A 20,090-nucleotide genomic window follows, 5' to 3' on the forward strand; every position below is an offset into this window, starting at 1 on the left:
TATGCTATCAAAGTATGGTTTCTAAAGCTATCTTTATAACTAATAAAATAGCCCATTTTCTTCCCAGATATAATTAAACACAATCCTACAAAACCATCCTCGGAACGCTTTCAGAAAAACTCTAATTATTGTACCTTGCAAGACTATTAAAAGGAAGAATTATGAAAGAAAGCACGATGCTTAATTATATTGAAAAAACATTAAAAAATATGCCTACTGGTTGGTTAAGTACAACAACCCATCGTTTAGATATTTATGAGGAGGAATTAGCTAAAACCCAATTCTTAGATCAGTTTGAAAGGCTGTACGAAAATAATAATTATGAAACTGAAGCACTCAATCAGCTACCTACGGCATACGATTATATCCGTTTAGGCCATCCCTTATCCTGTGTTTTAGAATGGAGCATTGCTAAATTGAATAATATAAGTCCAGAGAATGTCATCAGTTTTCAATCGAAGAGTATTCCTGTTTTAGCCATTTTAAGAACAAACTTATTAGAAAATAAAAACACACAGATTGTTTATTCAAGCAGTTTACCAAATTTTTTTGATTCAGAAGTTTTAAAGAACGTGTATGGCTATAAGTTCGAATTAAAGAAAGTTGAAAATGTGAACCAGATTTCTGAATTCGATGGAAGTACTGTTTATATCTCCCAAGATGATGTTATTTCTACTAGTGAATTAAACTCTAAAGTTGATTTTTATATCAGTTTATATAATGACTTAGGAAGTGTTTTAATTGCAAATGGGAAGAAAAACGAATCCTATATTTCCGATATTCAACATGTAAGACGTAGAGAAACTATTGCCATGACTCCGGCTAACTCACTAACAGCTTTGGAGTTGTTATTAAATAAAACATTAATTAAGACTGAATCAGGAGATAAGGAAATAAACAAAACTGCTGTTTTAACTTCTATAAAAGACATTACTAACGCAGATACAAAACCCTTAGTGGCTTCAAGCGGACTTTCTATTCAATATGCCATTATGATGGGTTTGATTCACGATGCCCAAGAGAATCATCCTGGAAAGCCTATTAAGTTTATTGTTCCTCCAAATTGTTATGGTGGAACAAACGATCAGGCTAGGAGAGTAGCTGCTTGCCTAAAGCATGTGGAAATTGAAGATTTATTGGTGGATGGCGATAACGAAATGGTTGCAAGTATTGATAGCGTTTTAGACAAAATTGCTAAAGAGGATGCCATTCCATACATCATTGCAGAAATCCCAACCAACCCTAGAGTTGAAGTTCCTAATTTGGACCATTTAAAAAATGTTTTAAGTAAGAAACGTCAAACAGCAAGTGGTAAAACGGCCATTGATCCCGTGTTTATTTTAGATCAAACGTTTTGTCCGAATGTGCACTTTTTGGGTGAGAACGACATACTTTCAACGGTTAGAACTATTTCCTTTGCTTCGGGTTCTAAATTCCCAAGTGGTGGACTTTGTACGGCTGGGTATTGCGTAGGAAACAAAAGAACGGAAGACTTGATGCAGACAATAGAAAGTCATTTAAATCTTTGCGATAACGAAGCAACGGCTCTTCAGTATGAAATTTTAGCCAAACAATTGCCTTCTATGAATCAAAGAATTGCAGATGCTTACGTTAATACCCGCAATTTTGTAAACTTTATCCATAAGGCTTTACCAGAAGCAAAAATTAATTTCGTGTCGGAGTCATTAGCACAAGAAGGTTTTACACCATCGGTTTTTTCACTTGATCTTCCAACCAAAGGGAATACTCCTGAAGAAAAAGAAACCTATAAAAGAGCTTTAAATTTAAAGTTAATCAATTTAATGATTTCCGAAATTCCTGATGAATCTAAGTATTGCGTGAGTTACGGACAATTAAAAGGCTGTTATTGGACCATTCCTGCAACATCTACCCAAGGAACGACTAAAGAAGGCGATAAGGATTATATTATTCGTGCTTCTCTATCTCCAAATATAGATTTAGAACGTCATAAAGAAGTCTTTTTAGATTTCGTTGATAGTATTTAAGGCAGATAAATTATTATAGAAAGAAAAAGTGCTTAGAAAATTGTATTAAAATTCTAAGCACTTTTTATATATTCTATTTTCTACCCTCTATCCTCTATTTTCTATTCTCTTAAGTTGAATAACTCCAACGGCATCTAAAACCCTGATAATTAAGTAGGTCATATCAATCTCGTACCATTTTACGCCAAAGTTAGCACGACTTGCAAATTTATGATGGTTGTTATGATAACCTTCACCCATCATTAAAAAATCGAAGCGAAAGAGGTTTTTGCTCGTGTTTTTCATTTTAAAATTCACATAGCCATAAATATGTCCAAACCAATTGATAATTACCCCATGAATAGGCGCCATTAAAAAAGTAATTGGCAATAAAAGCCATTGCCACCAAGCTGTAGCAAAAAACACAAAAAATAGAGTATATAAAGAAATCCAAAGCAATCTAGAAAACCGAGAGCTTGCAAAGTTATCAAAGGCTTTCCATTGTGGAACGTTTTTAGTAAATTTTGAATCTACTTCTATACGTTGCTGATTAATATCCTGATAAATAGTTTTTGTTTTCCACATCATGGCAAATAAATTATCATCGTAAGAAGGAGAATGTGGGTCTAATTCGGTATCCGTATAAGCGTGATGCATTCTATGCATGATGCCGTAGCCATAAGCACTTAAATAACTGGAACCTTGAAAAATCCAGGTTAAAACAAAGGTAATACGTTCCATTGTTTTAGACATAGCAAATACTTGATGTGCAGCATAGCGATGCAAAAAGAAAGATTGAAAAAATAAACCTCCGTACCAAAGCACGATTACGAAAATAACAACAGCCATATCTTTTGTTTTTGCAAAGATAATTTGTCGTTTAACGAGAAACAATGAACCTAAATTAAGAAAATGACCCTTTATAGGCGTTTTACAAGCGTTTTCGGATTCTGCTTAAAGCTTGTGGCGTCACTCCAATATAAGAACTGATATATTTTAAAGGAACTTCCTTTAATAATTCCGGACGTTCTTTAAATAATTTTAAATAGCGCTCTTCGGCAGTGAGGTTTAAGAGATGCTGTTCGCGTCTTGACTTTAATAAAAACAGGCGTTCTGCTGTAAGTCGACCAATAAGATTCCCTATTTGTGTGGTTTTATAAACATCCTGTAAATCTTTATAATTAATACTTAAAAGCGTTGTATCTGTTAAAGCTTGTAGCTGATAAGCAGAAGGAGTTTGCGTTAAAAAAGAATCGTAGGCACTTATAAACTGATCGGTAAAACTAAATCCAAAAGTAATTTCTTTTTCCGGATTTTCCTTAGGAATAAATAAGCGCACCACCCCAGATTCTATAAATGAAATATGATTTTCAATCTCATGTAGTTTTAAAAAAACATCTTTTTTAGCAAACTTACGACGCTGTAATTTGGACGTAAAAAAGTCCCAGTCAGCATCTGATATCGTCGCTATTTGTTCTAAATGAGATTTTATTTGTTGCACCCTTCGAAATTCTGAATATAGAACTAACAAAGATAGGGAATTTGAAGGATGAAAATTAGTTTTTCACTCACCGGTTTCTCTATTTTTTATATGGTCGGTCCTATTTAGTTCTGCCTTATTTTTGAGTTCTTTAATTAGAAGGTATTTAATTATAAATATAAGTCCATGTATTTAAATCGCGATTAGTATGTTGTGTGAAATATAATCCAATTATTTTTTATATATTTATCTAAGCATCTAATTATTAACAATTAAACTCTCCCGACCTAATAATTAGTTCAAAAGTAAATTTTAGTAGCTCTTGGATTCTTAAAGTCATTTATGGACTTAATAAAAACAATATGTCATTTTATAATTTATAATAGATGTTCAATCATTTTAACTTTTCTAAAGAAGAAAAAAAAATAGCTAAAACCTATTTTGATGCAGCCGATGTCATTTTAGCCAACGCTATAAAAAACGATGATTTATCTCTTAAGACAAAAATTAATAAAGACGGTGAAATTGATATTAAATGGATTTCTGATGCGACTATAATTGAAAAAACTAAAGACAAAGCTGGAAATATTATTGAAAAACAACGGCCAATTATCGATTTAGTCCAACAAGGAGGTGGCATGTGGGGAATTGCATTACTTGGCTATTGTTATATTTTAGAAAAAGTTGGAATCCGTTTTTATAGCCATGGTGGTACAAGTGCTGGTGCTATTAACGCGTTATTTTTAGCTTCCATCTCTGCCGATGTTTATAAAGAACCCCCTATTATAGAAACAGATTCTAATCGAGGGGCTTTGAAATCGGAAATATTGACGCTCATTGTTTCCAATATGGATTTTTCTTCCTTTATGAATAGAGGTGGCATTGTAGGGAAAATTCAGAAAACGCTGTTTAAAAATATTAATTCTAAAGGCTTGCCAATTTTTTTAGGATTAGCCTCTTTAATCATAATCATAGGCATGTATTTTTCGGCTGGATTATTGTTAAATGATTATAATATGAGCGTTGCCGATGTTCGGTATTTTTCTTTTATTATTGGAACCTGTAATATTTTTGCCTTTTTTATTTTGATTTATATATTATTTGCGAAAGTATTAGGAGAGAATTTTGGACTCAATACTGGAAACCCATTCTTGTTTTGGGTAAGGGAAAACTTAGCTAAATTACATGTAAATTCTACTCAAGATTTATACGACTGTCTTTCTGAAACGAAACTTATTAGAAATGTAGATACAGACGATTTAAAAGGAGATTTAAAAACATGGATAAAGTCAAATAATCTAAAGACTCCAAATAGTTCAGACGAAACAGAAGAAAAACCTATTGTTATATCAGAAAAAGTGTCTCAGCAACTAGCTGTTGATTCATCTAAATACTACAAAGTAGAAAACCCAAAAATAGTATTAATTACGTCAAATTTATCGCATAATAGAATAGTTAGATTTCCAAAACGAGCTAATGAGTATTGGGAAAATCACTTAAAGGTTCATCCAGCTGCTTACGTTAGAGCTTCCATGTCTTTACCGTTTATTTTCAACACATTTATTCCTAATAGCACAACACATTATGAAGCTTTTGACGATGCAAAAAATAAGGTAAAATTAAAAGCAAGAATGGTGGATGGAGGTATGTTGTCTAATTTCCCAATTCGTGAATTCCATAGAAGTAGTAGTAAAGCTCCTAGCTTTCCAACTTTTGGAGTATTGCTTTCTAAACGCTCAGAAATAAAATCTGAAGATATTTTAGAAGGTCAAAGAAATTCTCTGTTAAACTATGTTGGCAGTTATGTAAAAACCTTTAGAAATTTCTATGACAACGATTTTCTAATTGATAATGAAGAAATAAGAGATAGAGTAGTAACGGTAGATACACGCAGAAACCCAGAAAAAAGCGACGCTCAAATTAACTGGTTAGATTTTTGGATGACCACAGAGGATAAGCGTTTGCTTTTTATAAGAGGTGCCGAAGCTGCTATTAGACAACTCGATAAATTTGATTGGAAAACTTATAAGGATTTAAGAATTAAACTCGCAAAAGATGCAATCTGATAGACAACTTATTAAAGCAACAAATCAATGGTTTGTTATGTTTTTAATTATGGCAGGTATGGCTAGTCTATTCTATTGGCATCCTTCTATAGAAGTGAAAAATATAGGAGAAATTCAGTTTTCTCAGACTTTGAGTAATTTTAATAGTAATATCCAAGAACATTATAAAAACCTTAGAAATAACACCTATTACGATTTTGGATTTATCATAATCTATTCTTTATTGTTTTATACGACTTATCGTGTTTTCCAATCTTCTACGCGTACACGGGTAAGTAAATTATGGATTATTTTATGCTTGGCGCCTGGAGTTTTTGATATTATTGAAAACATTCTATTACTTAATCTATTAACCCATTCTGAAAGTACCTGGATGTTCAATGCGTTTTGGTTTGTTGTTAGGGCAAAATGGACACTTGTTATTCCGTTTGTTCTAATTAATTTAACAATTCTAGTATATTATTTGATAAGAGGTGTCAATTCGGTGGTTGATTAAAATATTATAGTGATAACAACTTTTGTGGCTATTTAAAAACCTTAAATAAATAACAAATACTTTTAATAAGAAAAAGGAGCTATTTAAAGCTCCTTTTTCTTATTAAAGATTATCTAACTTACTTCTCATTTTAAAATTAGTAAGCCATTTTTACAATTTTTTCAACCTTATCAGGTGTTAAGTTTTTATGTTCTCCCAATCCTAACCAGCCACGTTCTGTAAAGCGTTGTGAAATAGTTTCAGCTGTTCCTTCGTAATCTTTCGTGTATTCAGATAACTTTGTATTAATTCCTAATTCATGGAAAAAAGCTTCTGTTTTCTCAATAGCTGCATAGGCTTTATCGTCTGTGCTACCTTCAGTTATATTCCAAACACGTTCTCCGTATTGTGCTAGTTTCTCTTTCTTTGCTTCAAAATGATATTTATAATGACTAGGTGCAATTACAGCTAAGGTACGTGCATGATCAATACCAAATAAAGCTGTTAATTCATGCCCCATAGCATGAACAGCCCAATCTGTTGGAACTCCTTTTTGAATAAGTCCGTTTAGAGCCATTGTACAGCTCCACATAAAATTGGATGCCGCTTCATAATCTGTTGGATCTTTTAGCACTCTTGGCGCAACTTCAATTAAAGTTTGTAATATACTTTCTGCAAAACGGTCTTGCAATAAAGCTCCTATCGGATAAGTCATATATTGTTCCAAAACATGGGTAAACGCATCTGTTAACCCGTTTGCTAATTGACGTTCAGGAATTGAAGTAATAACTTGTGGGTCTAAGATGGAGAACTCAGGAAATAAACCTGGACCGCCCATTCCTAACTTTTCTTTAGTTTCTGCTCTAGTAATAACAGCTCCCGAATTCATTTCAGATCCTGTTGCAGGAAGGGTTAAAACGGTACCAAATGGCAAACCTTTTTCAGTTCTAATATTATCGGTTAAAATATTCCAAGGCGAATGACCTTCGTATAAGGCAGCAGCCGATAAAAACTTAGTACCATCAATAACAGATCCGCCACCAACAGCTAATAAATAAGTGATGTTTTCAGTTTTAATAACCTCAAGTGCTTCCATTAAAACGGCATATTCTGGGTTTGCAGGAATACCTCCAAACTCAATGACAGTAACATTTTCTAAAGCCGTTTTTACCTGCTTGTAAATACCGTTATTTTTAATACTACCTCCGCCATAAAGCAATAATACTTTTGCGTTTTCAGGAATTTCCTTTGATAATTTTTCTATACTATCCTTTCCAAAAATAATTTTGGTAGGGTTTTTAAATTCAAAATTGTTCATTTTACTTTTCTTTTATTATTTATATTTTGACAATCATTTTTCCTTTGTTTTTACCTTCAAATAAATCGATAAAAGCTTTTGGAATATTATCAAATCCTTCTACTATAGTTTCTGTGTATGTAAGTTTTTCTTCTGCCAACCAACCAGCTAACTGATTCATAGTTTCTGGGAATTTATCGGCATAATTAGAAACAATAAAACCTTGCATTAAAGCGCTGTTTTTAACTAAAAATGGTTGTACACTAATGCTTTTTGGAAGTTCCGTATTATTATATACAGAAATGGCACCACAATTAATGATTCTAGCAAACTTGTTAATATTAAATAAAATAGCGTCCGAAATCGGGCCACCTACATTATCAAAGTAAATATCAACGCCATTTGGTGCTGCTTTGGCAATGTCCGTCTTAATATCTGTACTCATGTTATAATTAATACCAGCATCGAAACCAAATTTAGATTTTAATAAATCTATCTTCTCGTCAGTTCCAGCAATTCCTACCACTCTTAAGCCAAGAATTTTTCCTATTTGACCAACAACAGAGCCCACAGCACCAGCAGCTCCGGAAACAACTAATGTTTCACCCGCCACAGGTTTCCCTATTTGAGTTAATCCGGTGTAAGCTGTTAAACCTGTCATTCCTAGAATCCCTAAATAAGCGCTTAAAGGAGCTTTGTTAGAATCTACTTTTATAAGACCTTCTCCTGTTGAGACTTGCTTGGTTTTCCAATCTAACATGCCAGAAACAAATTCTCCTACTTTAAAGTTGTCGTTTTTAGAATCAATGACTTTGGCAATTACTCCAGATTGCAAAGGTTTATTTAACTCAAAAGGGGGAATATAAGATTTAGCATCGCTCATTCTTCCTCTTAAATAAGGATCCACAGAAACATGGATAGTTTCTAAAAGAATCTCCCCTGTATGAGTAGTTAAATTATGTTCCTCTGTTATAAATTTAAAATCCGAAAGAGTTGGTTTTCCTTCTGGTCTATTTTTTAATAAAATTGTTTGTATCATCTTGTGTTATAAATTATTGTTCACATTTTTTTATACTACTCCAAGCCGATTGATAGGCTTCTTCTATTTGTTCCTTATCTAATTGAAAAGCGCCACGCTTCTGAGCAATCATTAAGAAAGATAGAGGACTAACCGCATAAGCATACAGTAAATAATTAGAAACTGGCTTGATAATTCCTTCTTGCTTTCCACGTTCCCATAGGTCGAGTAGGGGTTGCAGATGCTTAATGCCTTCCTTTAGACTAGGCTCGTCTATCATGGGTGTATTATCACATTGCGCTAAAAACATAGCATGTTCATATTCGTTCAACTTAAACTCAGCTATACGCTTCCAAATGGTTTCAAATCCGGTTTTTACAGACATACTTTCTTTATAATTAGCAAAAACATAATCTGTATATTCCGCTTTAACTTCTATATAAGTTTTGTTTACTAAATCTTGCTTATTTTCAAAATATAAGTAAATAGTTGCAGGAGAAACCTTGGCCATCTTAGCTATTTTACTCATAGGAGTTGCATGGAAACCATTGTTGTTTACTAACTCAATAGTTGCTTTTATCAGAGCATTTCGTTTATCAATACTTTTTTGAAGTTTCGCCATTCTTTGTTTAATTATAGTACAAAGATATATAAAAATGAATGTTCATTCTTTTTTTTAACAAAGATTTAAATGAAAGTAAAAACATTACATAATAAAGTTGTGGATAATGCATAGAGAAGAAGAGTTATTGAGTAATAAAAGTCTGATTTATTGAAGTATTCCGGTTAATCTAAAAGGAATTTATTTTCAATCATATATTTCACTATATTTATATAATCATCTATAATTCAATTGTATAATTCCTCTTTTCTAATATTAATAGTTCTTTATGAATAACTTTTCGTACAGATTTATTCATATGTATATACAAACACAATAAACAACATCTCATATGTGGTATAACGATTTAAGACCAGACAGCGAATTATTTAACGATCGGTATTCGTTAATCATGCTCGACTCAAAAAACTATTATAAACGGATGTTGACTGATGCTGATAAAAAACGAACTTTGTCTAATTTACTCCAATTGCGAGAAGGTCTTTTAGAGCTGGTTCCAAGAAAGACAGTTGATACAAATCTGTTATTATGTTCATGGAATATCAAGAATTTTGGCACCTTAAAAAATCGTACAGCAGAATCCTTATATTATATAGCTGAAATAATAAATGCTTTCGATATTGTTGCGCTTCAAGAAGTTAATAGCGATTTAGACGACTTTAAAAAAGTACTAAGGTTGTTAGGAAGTCATTGGAAATACACGCTCAGTGATGTTACTGAAGGGAGTTACGGAAACGATGAGCGCTTTGGTTTTATTTATGATTCTAGGCGTGTAATACATTCTGGTTTATCCGGAGAAATTGTAATTCCGCCAGAGCTCATAGAAAACAATGCTATTATCAGTCAGTTAAAACGAACCCCAACTTTTACGGGCTTTGAAAGTGGTTGGAGAAAATTTTCCATTGTTAGTGTGCATTTGCATCCCGGGGATGGTCCGTTAAACAAAGCCATTCGAAAAGAGGAAGTCCGATTACTAATGGAAATACTTAAAAGAAAATTACAGCTTAGCGAAGTGGAATATAAAAACATGATTATTCTGGGAGATACAAATCTGTATAAAAACGACGAAGATATTGTAGAGCTTATAACCAATCAGACCTTTGTAGAAAGTGATGGCTTATCCGGAAAATTTACCAATACCAGTTTAAATCAAATCTACGATCGGATTTTCCTAAATGTCGACGATTACTTTAAAATAGCTAAAGATGATTATGGCATAGAAAAAGGAGGCGTGTTCAATTTATTTGATTATGTATATATTAATGATCCAGTTGAAATAGCCAAGTATCATCAACTAATGCTGGAACATAAAGATAACCCAAGTACTTTAACAGATGCTTCAAAATTTACATCCTATTTTAACAGATACTGGAAAAGAAATCAAATGAGCGATCATTTGCCCATTTGGTTAGAACTGCAAACAGAAAGTAGTGATGAGTTTCTTACTATAAAGTTAAACAAAATGTAAAGAGACTCTTTACTTCGTGTTATTTTATATTTAATAATTAAATATTAAAAGAGATTATTTGGTCTTAAAATCATATATTTAAAGTCATCTTCTTTTATAATGAATTCAAAATTGTCTAAAATGAAGTACTTATTTAAATACCTGATAATAATTTTATTACTTAACAGTTGTAAAACAGATAAAAACACACTTAATGCTATTGAACATGAAGTACCAAAAAGTCCGGAGTTAAGTCAAGAATCAAAAATTTTTCTTGGCAATAGATTGTTTTCAGAAAAAACTTGTATTACTTGCCATGCAATCAATGCTGAGAGAAAAGCACCTTCAGTTGTTGAAATCATGCGTGTTTATAAAAGGAATCATGCTGATATTGTTTTATTTTTAAAAGGTCACTCGAAGCCAATTGTGGATACTACTGCCAGCCAAGTAGCCATTATGCAAGCGAATATTGATGGGTTTTTAAAAAAGATAACGGATGTAGAGTTAAATGCCATTGCAACCTATATGATGCATGTGGATGAATTGACTAAAAATCAATAATTTAATATAGGTTTTCTAATAAATATTTAGAGCGTTTAAAATTAGTTGTATCTAGAATAAAATCTCATTAACCCCTTTATACTATGTTAAAAAATATTTTATTAGAACGCGACATATACGCATCGGAAGAACATAAAATGATGCAAGAAATGATTAGGGATTTCATTAAAAATGAAATTATTGATCATACAGATGAATGGGAAAAAAACGGCATGGTGAGTCGAGAAGTCTGGGAACGTGCCGGAGCTTTGGGATTGTTATGTATTGATATGCCTTTAGAATATGGGGGAAGTGGTTTAGATTTTAGCTTTAGCGCCTTATTTATTGAAGAATTGGGAAGAGAAGGAATTAATGGCCCAGGTTTTTCATTGCATTCAGACATTGTTGCTCCTTATCTTTTGAAATATGGAACCGAGGCACAAAAGCAAACCTATTTACCACTAATGGCTACCGGAAAAATGATAACATCTATTGGGATGACTGAGCCTAATTGCGGAAGTGATCTTAAAGCTATTACTACAAGTGCAGTTGATAAAGGAGACCATTATTTGGTAAACGGACAGAAAACATTTATTACTAATGGATATATGTCTGATATGTCTATTGTAGCCGTAAAAACTAATATTGGCACAGAAAAAGAAGGTGTCTCTCTATTAATTATGGAAAGTACTTATGAAGGTTTTGAAAAGGGAATTCCATTTAAGAAAATAGGGATGAAAGCCCAAGATACCTGCGAGTTGTTTTTTGATAATGTAAAAGTTCCAAAAGAAAATTTATTAGGAGAAGAAGGCTCTGGTTTCAAAATTATGATGACTGAACTGGCCCGAGAGCGTTTAACCGTAGCGCTTAATGCTATTGGTGGTACAGAAGGAGCTATTGAAAAAACCATTGCATATACTTCTACAAGAACTGCCTTCAAGCAACCCATTGCTGGGTTTCAAAATACCCAATTTAAATTGGCTGAATGTGCTACCCAATTACAAATTCATCAGGCTTTTTTAGATCGCTGTACCTTATTGCTTGCAAACCATGAGCTTACTGCTGAAAGTGCTTCTATGGCAAAGTACTCGGCAACCGAATTGCACAGTAAAGTAGTAGATGAATGTTTGCAGCTATTTGGAGGCTACGGTTATATCTGGGATTACCCAATTGCCCGAATGTATGCAGACAATAGGGTGGCAAGAATTTATGCCGGTACCAATGAGATTATGAAAATATTGATTGCTCGCGGGTTGTTTAAAGAGTTGTTTCAGCAGATGAAAGCCATGAAAAAAAAATAATAAAATCTTGTAAATTAACTATGGAAAGTAGTTTCTTACTTGAGTGGATATTACTAATTAGTCTATGGGATTTCTTAAGATACAATAGGTTTCATCAAAGATTTTAAGTTTGTGATAGAAACTTGAAGTCCCCAAAAAATCCTGTACCTTTAGCATTCATTTTTTAAGCTAAAACTCCTTTATATCTATGAAATACTTTCCACTTATATCTTGCCTGTTTGTTTTATTATTCTTTGGTTGCAATGAGGTTAAACCTAAAGGAGAAAAAGAACTCCGTACGTTTGTTAAAGAGTGGAATCAAGCGCATACGCTACTTAAGGCACCCTCCTTGGAAAGAGACTATATGCCTGTAGTTAATTATTACGGAAACGAGCGCACCAATACCCAAGTGCAGCAAGATAAGAACTTATTGTTTCAGCAATTTCCAGATTATACTCAACAAGCTTTAGATAACCAATTTGTAATTACAAAAGAGGCAGGAAACTATTTGGTTACGTTTACTAATCTGGTTAATTACAATGGACTAGAAGCTGATTATACTTTGTACTTATCATTGATTCTTAAAAATGGGAAATTTAAAATACAAAGAGAAGGTGTTATTGAACAAGCTAATAATATAGATTTACCTATTTTTCCCAAGGCGAGAAAAAACAGAGCTTTCATCTCTAAAAACAGGCAACTGTTTGGCGACTTTAATGGCGACGGACTATCAGACTATGCCACAGTAATATCACCAGAAATAATTTCTAATAAAACAAACGAGACTCCAAGTAACGAAGTTAAGGACTGTGCAGGAGGATGCAGGAGTATTATCACCTTTAGTAGTTTAGATCTAAAAGATATTACCATTGAAGGTGCGTATCAATCGGCATTAGAAAATTTAAAAGATCTAAATAGTGATGGGGCAGACGACATTGGTTTTTGGGATATAAAACCAACAACTAAGACGCTCTATGTTTTTAACGCTACCAATGGAGAATTGTTTTGCGAACCTATAGTAATTAATACCAACGTTCATAAAAATCTCAAGCTAATTGATGTTTTTAAAAAGACAGGTCCCAATAAAATAACTGTGACACGTAGTACACAAGTGAATGGTAAATGGGTTTTAAAGAGCGAAGTGATTAGTTTGGATTAAGCCAAAACTCAATGAAGTTAGAATTAACACTTGTTTATTTTATTAAAGTAACCTGGTAGCTGCTAATAAAATAAACAAGTATTAATTGTCAATATATATTGTACGTGTTATTCTGTACCTATAGAATCTATTAAACTATCATTACCAATTTCCTTAGGGTTGTTTCCCCATTTATTTGGTCCAGGTTGACTATCTGTAGCGAAAAGAACTATCAGCCAGATCCAACCAATAATAGGTAATAAGATGAGTAAATAATACCAGCCACTTTTACCAATATCATGTAATCTTCTTACGGCAACTGCCAAACTTGGAACAAAAATAACCAATGAATATATAGTAGAAATTATGCTAAATATTCCTGAGCCAACAGCATAATCTAAAAGTGCTAAAGACCAAGAAATAATTAAATTTACAAGAACAAACATCCAATACTCTTTTCGCCTTGCTCTTCCGTTAAAATCTGCGTAATGTTCTTTTAATACTTTTAAATACCAATTCATTTTTGTTGTTTTTTGTAGGTTAATTTTGCTAATGTAATAAAATTATCTCTCCTTACTATAAATTCCTTTTTAATTAAAAAAGACCTCTGGACTTTAATTCTAGATATTTATTAATGGTATCTCCTGTTAAATTTTGAGGCTCAGTTAATACCGATTGAATACCATACTTTTTTAATGCCTTGACAATTCTCTTTTTTTCATACATAAATTTTTCTGCAATAATGGTATCATATACATCTTGTATGTTTTCAGATTTTGATTGTATTACATGGTCTAACTCTGTATTTTTAAAGAAAACAACTAATAGTAAATGGTTTTTTGCCAAGGCTCTTAAATAGGCGAGTTGTCTATTTAAACCATCCATAGTTTCAAAATTTGTATATAAAATTAAGAGACTTCTGTTGGTTATTTTTCGTTTTACAACAGCATATAAACTACTAAAATCCGATTCTGAAAAATCTGTTTTTATATTGTATAAGGCTTCAGAAATTAAGTTCATTTGAGAGTTTCTTTGCTCAGCAACAATAATATCTTCAACTGTCTTAGAAAACGATAACATTCCAGCTTTATCCTGCTTTCTTAAAATAACGTTGCTAATAGCTAAAGTGGCATTTATAGCATAATCTAGCAAACTAATATTGTTAAAGTGCATTTGCATGGCACGGCCTTTATCGATAATAGCATATACGGGTTGGGATTTTTCTTCTACATATTGATTAATCATTAATTGATTACTCTTGGCAGTGGCTTTCCAATTTAGGGTTCTAATATCGTCTCCAGAAACATATTCTTTTATTTGTTCAAACTCTAAAGAATGTCCAATCCGTCTTACTTTTTTTGTTCCGTAAGAAAATGTTGCGTCTGTAAATGCTTTAAAATTAAAATCTCTTAACTTTAAAAACGACGGATAACATTTTAGCTCTTTCGTTTCACCTAATACATATTTTTTTGTGGCTAATTGTAGCGGAGAAGAAGTATAAACATTTATTTGTCCGAAACTATAAAGCCCTCTTTCTAGAGGCAATACTTTATAATGAAGTGTTTTGTCCTGATTTGAGTTCAATTTTAAATCAAAAATGAAATCGCGTTTTTGAAACTGAAAAGGAAGTTCTTCAATAATAGAGATGTGACTTACAAATGAATAGTTATTCTTTATTTGAAGAGTGATTTTATTATTATCTCCATTCGATAGTCTTTCAGGTAAAAACCGTTCTGCCTGTATTCCGTTTTTCTTGTTGTATAGAATAAATACATCTATTAATAATAAAAGAGCCAGAACAAACAGTAATATTTTAGATATATAAAAAACTATTGGCGCAAAAAAGCCTACCACAAATAAAACAGCTATACCTGCTAAAATGTAGAATAGTCTCTTGTTTAAAAATAAAGTACTGAATAGTTTAGTCATTAATCTATCTTGGAATCTCTACAGATTCAATAATTTGTTCAATAATCTGTTTACTGGTTAATCCTTCCATCTCTCTTTCTGGTGTAACAATTACTCTGTGTTGTAATACAGGAATGGAAGCTCTTTTTATATCTTCTGGAGTTACAAAATCTCTTCCTGCTATGGCAGCAAAAGCTTTAGAAGCCTTTAAAATAGCAATACTGGCTCTTGGAGATGCACCTAAATATAAAAACGAATTAGACCGGGTATTCACCACGATATTAGCAATGTATTTCAATAAATTCTCTTCTAATTTTATTTGATTTACTAAAGCTCTGTATTTTTCAATCTTCGCACCATCAATTATAGCCTCAATTTTTTCAAATTTTGTGGCGTTTTGTAAGGCTTGTTCTCTTATAATAATCTCTAGTTCTTCTTCACCGGTAGGATATTCAACATTTATCTTAAATAAAAATCTGTCTAATTGTGCCTCTGGTAATCTATATGTTCCTTCTTGTTCTATAGGATTCTGAGTAGCTAAAACTATAAAAGGTTCTTTCATTTTATAAGTTTCTCCATCTATAGTAACTTGCTTTTCTTCCATAACTTCAAATAAAGCTGCTTGGGTTTTAGCTGGAGCCCTGTTAATTTCATCAATTAAAATCATACTAGAAAAAATAGGACCTTTTTTAAATTCGAAGTCCGATGTCTTCGCATTAAACACAGAGGTTCCTAAAATATCTGATGGCATTAAATCTGGAGTAAACTGAATGCGACTAAAATCGACATCCATGGTTCTAGAAAGTAATTTAGCTGTAATGGTTTTAGCAACGCCTGGAACACCTTCAATTAAAACATGTCCGTTTGCCAGTAGAGAAACAATCAGGAGATCCATCATGTCTTTCTGACCTACAATAACTTTCTTTAATTGGTTTTTAATATCATTAACGGCTTCTTGAAGCTCGGATACATCAAGCCTGTTTTTAAACTCTAAATTTTCTGAAGGGTCCTGATTAATTTGTTCTTCCATAGGGGTTATTTTTTAAAGAATTTTTCTATCATATTGTTTAAAACAATCAATTCAACATCGGTACACTCCGATTTCTTGTTTAATGCAATGATGGTATTTATTAAATATTTTGTGCCATTTAAGTCGTTATTAGATTTTAAAGCTAAGGTCTTTATAAATTCCTTATTTAAATTACTAGTATCAATCAGATATTTTTCTCTAATTTTTTCTAAAAAGTAAGTAATTTTCTTATCGACTAGATTTTTGTGATCTTCTTCCTTTAAATACACATTAGAAATAGTTTGAGTAAATTCTACAGTAGAATTTTGTAAGGGTTTAATTATTGGAATGGCTCTTTGTTTTCTCTTAGAGTTAAATAACAGAAACAGCAGTAAACCTATTGAGGAAACAGCTAAAAACCAGGATAAACTAGGATGTTGCAAGAAGAATTTAAAAATAGAATCCTGTTTTTCTTCAGGTGTATTAGTATACTTACTGAATTTTATTTGTGGATCCCAAAGAACATCTTTAGAAGGTAAATAAGACAGGATGTTTTCTACATATTCCTCATTGCCATTTAGCATATTATAATTAGTAAAAACTACTGGATTAGAATGTAATAAAACAGCTCCTTTTCCATAGTATATTTTAATGAAATTGGGTTGTTTTTGGTTATTTACTTCAACGGTTCCTAACACAATCGTATTATTTTCATTATAACTATCGAAGTAATTTCTTCTAATATTTCTGTCAAACAAATAGGGTTGATTTTTAAAATCCTTATTCTCTAAATACAATTTTCCATTCAATAACTTTAAGTCTTCGGGAGTGTACACATGCTCGTCTAGGTTATTGGTGGTAAACTGTAAAGAATCTCTTAAATGTTCGCTAAAATAATTCAGAGATAAGAACACATTATTACCATTTTCCACATAACCCAACAGATAACTCAAACCATCTTTATCTAATTTATAAGCGGTAGGTTTAATACAAATATAATTGCCAAAATCGTCATCTTTAACATGGTGAAAAAGGTAATCGTAAATGTTTTCTTTTAAATAGTGTACCTCATTATTATTAAAAAGTGCTTCGGCTTCATGAAATAGGATGTATGTACCAAATGGACTTTTGTTTTTTTCTTTAAAATTCTCGTTCCAATTGGTTTTACTACAACTTATTAAGCTGAATAAAACCATTAGAAAAAGATATTTGTTTATGTGTTTAAAGAAAGTCAAGAAATGGAATTAAAAAGGGTTTTATATTTTTTTTCTATGGTCTGAAAATTATTTGAATTTATTGGGAACTCGCCATACCACACATAACTGTAAATATATGATACTTCAGAAAACTGATTTCTAAGATCTTTATCTTCAATTTCGAATACGTATTCTGTGTTGGTTTTATCTTTATGATATTCTATGGTTTTAATATCTGATAATTTTTGTAGTATGGACAAATAATAATACCTCGTTGCCAATCTGTAGTCCTTATTAATAATAGCTTGTTTTAGAAGTTTATTAAAATCTGCTTCGTGGATATCTTCATCTTCATACATTAATAGCTCTGCTGTTTTTTTAGATGAATTTTTAAAATTCCAGAAACGCATATCCGAGCCTAAAAGGATTTTTAGTATAATTAAAACAACAATTATTCCTAAAAGATACGGGAAAATATAGCTCATAAAACTGACAAATAATGCCAAAATCCCCATGCTAGAAGGAGAGTGTGTTTCCGGTTTTATGGGTTCTTTCGTTTTTAAGTCGTCTATATATACAAAATCTTTACCGTTATACTTGTCTTTTAATTCTGTTTTAAAAGACAACTTCTCTTCAATATCTGTGTTCTTTGTATAGGTGGTTTCATCTCCGGTTGCCAGTAGAATATCATCGTTAGATTGAGAAATCCCAACCTGATAACTTAAAAATAATAAAAGGAGCAAACAGGTTCTCATTATCTTAAATCATGTTTTTTAGCTACTTGAAAAGGTAGAATTAGATAATAATAACTAATGGAAAATAAACTAAATAAAATAATTGTAAAGGATAGAATTACTGGCATCGTATTGGAATATCTTGTAACATATCCTTCTAAAAAAGCTGCGATAATGGTAAAAGGAATGGTGCTTAAAAAAATATAGAATGCCTCTCGAACTCCGATTTTAAAAGACTGAAATCTTTTTAAAGTGCTAGGAAATAAAATACTAGCTCCAATTATATAGCCGGCTGCTGCTTCTATTATCATTCCAAAGATTTCGTAAGTTCCATGAATCCAGATGCCTTTTAAACTATCAAATAAACTGTTATGTTGATAAAAAAATGCTTGAAATACGGCTACCATCACAGCATTATAAACAACATAAAAACCGGTGCCTATTCCTAAAAATATTCCCGATAAAAACATGTTTAGGCCAACACGTTGGTTATTGTCGTAAATTCCAATAAAGGTTCCCCAATTACTTCCACCTTTGTAGATAGCCATGGCATCTCCTTGCTCTATATTCTCTAAGGTTTGATCTACATAGCTGTTTCCTAAAATTTGTCTGGCAAATGTATCGTCGTTAAAAGTAGAAAGTAAACCAATAAAAAAACATAAAAAGAAAAATATAAACGATATATAAATGTATTTTCTATGTTTATAACAAAGAAGAGGAACGGTATCTAAAAAGAATTTTAATACACGATTATTTTTTCTTCTTTTGGTGTGGTACACATTATTAAAACTGCTTTTAGCTAACTTGTTTAAATAGGTAGTCACCTTACTTTTAGGATAATAGGTTTGCGCATACACCAGATCGTTCATGATCTTGATATGTAGGTTAGCTATATCGTCAGGGCTTTTTTTTTCTTTATTCGAACTTATTTGCTCAAATTCAAGCCATTTTTCTTTATTTTGCTTAATAAAAGCGACTTCTCTCATCAGGGCGAATTTAGACATTGCATGAAAAGACTCCAAATAAAAACTGCACAAAATGTAGACATACAATTTACCTTAGCTAATGTTGGGCAACGTTTATTAGCCTTTGCAATAGATAACATTATTAAATTTGCTTATCTCTATTTTGCAATTGAGTTTTTAAACTTTCAACTTATCGAAAATACATTTAATAATGATCATTGGTCTATAAAAGCGATAGATATTTTAATCTTTTTACCTGTTACTTTCTATTCGTTATATTCTGAAATATTATTAAACGGACAAACCATTGGTAAGAAGCTACTTAATATCAAGGTAATAAATGTGGATGGTTTTAAACCGTCTATTACCGATTATGTGATTAGATGGTTTTTAAGAGTTATCGATTTTAACTTTTTCTCCTTAATTTTTATTTATGTTGCCTCTTTAGGCTTAGATACAAATTACGGACTTCTAATTGTTATCTTTTTAATAGGAAAACTTATAGGATTTTTATTGATTGTATCTACTAAAAAAAATCAGCGTTTTGGAGATATTATGGCTAATACCGTAGTGGTTTCTTTAAAAGACAAAGCCAAATTTTCAGATACAATTTTAGAAAAAATAACAGATACCTATAAGCCTGTTTACCCAGCAGTTATTCGCTTGTCTGATAATGATGCCAGAATTATAAAGGAAACTTTTAAATCTGCTACTAAATCTAACGACTATAAAACGCTTATTAAATTACGTTCTAAAATTATAGAAGTTACTGGCATTAAATCTTCACATAATAACGATAAAGAGTTTATTGATGCCGTATTAAAAGACTACAATTATTACACCCAAAGTATGTAAAACCTCTGGTCAAAAGAAATATTTAAAAACTCAACCAATAGAAGCTTAAGTTTTTGATACTTCTCTTTTTTCTTT

19 protein-coding genes are annotated in these 20,090 nt (G+C 31.8%); 8 read left to right on the forward strand and 11 right to left on the reverse strand.

Translation table 11 applies throughout. From position 1 onward, the window contains the following. Nucleotides 1-161 precede the first annotated feature (161 nt). On the forward strand, nucleotides 162-2,006 hold the full coding sequence (locus OS191_RS01955) for a PLP-dependent aminotransferase family protein (RefSeq protein ID WP_267154025.1): 1,845 nt from the start codon (nucleotides 162-164) through the stop codon (nucleotides 2,004-2,006). Between the two features lie 87 nt (nucleotides 2,007-2,093). On the opposite strand, the gene OS191_RS01960 is transcribed toward OS191_RS01955, so the two are convergent. Further along, nucleotides 2,094-2,834: an acyl-CoA desaturase gene (locus OS191_RS01960; RefSeq protein WP_267154026.1), complete on the reverse strand. Its 741-nt coding sequence runs from the start codon at nucleotides 2,832-2,834 to the stop codon at nucleotides 2,094-2,096. A gap of 82 nt (nucleotides 2,835-2,916) precedes the next feature. Beyond that, nucleotides 2,917-3,486, reverse strand: coding sequence for a Crp/Fnr family transcriptional regulator (locus OS191_RS01965; RefSeq protein WP_267154027.1), 570 nt, complete (start codon nucleotides 3,484-3,486; stop codon nucleotides 2,917-2,919). A gap of 365 nt (nucleotides 3,487-3,851) precedes the next feature. On the opposite strand from OS191_RS01965, the gene OS191_RS01970 reads away from it, so the two are divergent. Continuing rightward, on the forward strand, nucleotides 3,852-5,531 hold the full coding sequence (locus OS191_RS01970) for a patatin-like phospholipase family protein (protein ID WP_267154028.1): 1,680 nt from the start codon (nucleotides 3,852-3,854) through the stop codon (nucleotides 5,529-5,531). Further along, the gene (locus OS191_RS01975) at nucleotides 5,521-6,027 is read left to right on the forward strand and encodes a hypothetical protein (protein ID WP_267154029.1); all 507 of its coding nucleotides are present in this window, start codon (nucleotides 5,521-5,523) and stop codon (nucleotides 6,025-6,027) included. The genes OS191_RS01970 and OS191_RS01975 overlap by 11 nt, the downstream gene beginning before the upstream one ends. A 136-nt stretch (nucleotides 6,028-6,163) precedes the next feature. On the opposite strand, the gene OS191_RS01980 is transcribed toward OS191_RS01975, so the two are convergent. The 3 genes from OS191_RS01980 to OS191_RS01990 are packed head-to-tail and all read right to left on the reverse strand — an operon-like array spanning nucleotide 6,164 to nucleotide 8,943. Next, nucleotides 6,164-7,324, reverse strand: coding sequence for an iron-containing alcohol dehydrogenase (locus OS191_RS01980; RefSeq protein WP_267154030.1), 1,161 nt, complete (start codon nucleotides 7,322-7,324; stop codon nucleotides 6,164-6,166). A gap of 19 nt (nucleotides 7,325-7,343) precedes the next feature. Beyond that, a complete protein-coding gene (locus OS191_RS01985; protein ID WP_267154031.1) occupies nucleotides 7,344-8,342 on the reverse strand; it encodes an NADP-dependent oxidoreductase in 999 nt (332 codons plus the stop codon). 13 nt (nucleotides 8,343-8,355) lie between these two features. Beyond that, entirely contained in the window at nucleotides 8,356-8,943 is a 588-nt protein-coding gene (locus OS191_RS01990) for a TetR/AcrR family transcriptional regulator (protein ID WP_267154032.1), read from the reverse strand. Nucleotides 8,944-9,274: 331 nt separating this feature from the next. Here OS191_RS01990 and OS191_RS01995 point away from each other — a divergent pair, with 331 nt between their 5' ends. From OS191_RS01995 to OS191_RS02010, 4 genes are all read left to right on the forward strand, one after another. Further along, nucleotides 9,275-10,411, forward strand: a complete 1,137-nt coding sequence (locus OS191_RS01995; RefSeq protein WP_267154033.1) for an endonuclease/exonuclease/phosphatase family protein — start codon at nucleotides 9,275-9,277, stop codon at nucleotides 10,409-10,411. 120 nt (nucleotides 10,412-10,531) lie between these two features. Continuing rightward, nucleotides 10,532-10,951 carry a c-type cytochrome gene (locus OS191_RS02000; protein ID WP_267154034.1) on the forward strand — a complete coding sequence of 140 codons (420 nt, stop codon included), beginning with the start codon at nucleotides 10,532-10,534 and terminating at the stop codon, nucleotides 10,949-10,951. An 83-nt stretch (nucleotides 10,952-11,034) separates the two neighbouring features. Beyond that, on the forward strand, nucleotides 11,035-12,231 hold the full coding sequence (locus OS191_RS02005; protein ID WP_267154035.1) for an acyl-CoA dehydrogenase family protein: 1,197 nt from the start codon (nucleotides 11,035-11,037) through the stop codon (nucleotides 12,229-12,231). A 187-nt stretch (nucleotides 12,232-12,418) separates the two neighbouring features. Continuing rightward, on the forward strand, nucleotides 12,419-13,369 hold the full coding sequence (locus tag OS191_RS02010; protein WP_267154036.1) for a hypothetical protein: 951 nt from the start codon (nucleotides 12,419-12,421) through the stop codon (nucleotides 13,367-13,369). A 107-nt stretch (nucleotides 13,370-13,476) separates the two neighbouring features. Here the strand turns inward: OS191_RS02010 and OS191_RS02015 are convergent, their stop codons facing one another. The 6 genes from OS191_RS02015 to OS191_RS02040 all read right to left on the reverse strand — a co-directional run bounded on the left by OS191_RS02015 (nucleotide 13,477) and on the right by OS191_RS02040 (nucleotide 19,181). Next, nucleotides 13,477-13,869 carry a DUF805 domain-containing protein gene (locus OS191_RS02015; protein ID WP_267154037.1) on the reverse strand — a complete coding sequence of 131 codons (393 nt, stop codon included), beginning with the start codon at nucleotides 13,867-13,869 and terminating at the stop codon, nucleotides 13,477-13,479. A 73-nt stretch (nucleotides 13,870-13,942) separates the two neighbouring features. Continuing rightward, entirely contained in the window at nucleotides 13,943-15,277 is a 1,335-nt protein-coding gene (locus OS191_RS02020; RefSeq protein WP_267154038.1) for a DUF58 domain-containing protein, read from the reverse strand. A 4-nt stretch (nucleotides 15,278-15,281) separates the two neighbouring features. Beyond that, entirely contained in the window at nucleotides 15,282-16,286 is a 1,005-nt protein-coding gene (locus OS191_RS02025) for an AAA family ATPase (RefSeq protein ID WP_267148526.1), read from the reverse strand. Nucleotides 16,287-16,291: 5 nt separating this feature from the next. Continuing rightward, nucleotides 16,292-17,461: a DUF4350 domain-containing protein gene (locus OS191_RS02030; protein ID WP_267154039.1), complete on the reverse strand. Its 1,170-nt coding sequence runs from the start codon at nucleotides 17,459-17,461 to the stop codon at nucleotides 16,292-16,294. Between the two features lie 35 nt (nucleotides 17,462-17,496). Next, nucleotides 17,497-18,216: a hypothetical protein gene (locus tag OS191_RS02035; protein WP_267154040.1), complete on the reverse strand. Its 720-nt coding sequence runs from the start codon at nucleotides 18,214-18,216 to the stop codon at nucleotides 17,497-17,499. Then, nucleotides 18,216-19,181, reverse strand: a complete 966-nt coding sequence (locus OS191_RS02040; protein ID WP_267154041.1) for a stage II sporulation protein M — start codon at nucleotides 19,179-19,181, stop codon at nucleotides 18,216-18,218. Before OS191_RS02040 ends, OS191_RS02035 begins: the two co-directional genes overlap by 1 nt. A 21-nt stretch (nucleotides 19,182-19,202) precedes the next feature. Between OS191_RS02040 and OS191_RS02045 the strand changes: the two genes are divergently transcribed. Then, the gene (locus OS191_RS02045) at nucleotides 19,203-20,015 is read left to right on the forward strand and encodes an RDD family protein (RefSeq protein WP_267154042.1); all 813 of its coding nucleotides are present in this window, start codon (nucleotides 19,203-19,205) and stop codon (nucleotides 20,013-20,015) included. Nucleotides 20,016-20,090 lie beyond the last annotated feature (75 nt).

Origin of the sequence: Xanthomarina sp. F2636L (genome assembly GCF_026410195.1) — a bacterium.
In the GTDB taxonomy this organism is placed as follows: domain Bacteria; phylum Bacteroidota; class Bacteroidia; order Flavobacteriales; family Flavobacteriaceae; genus Xanthomarina.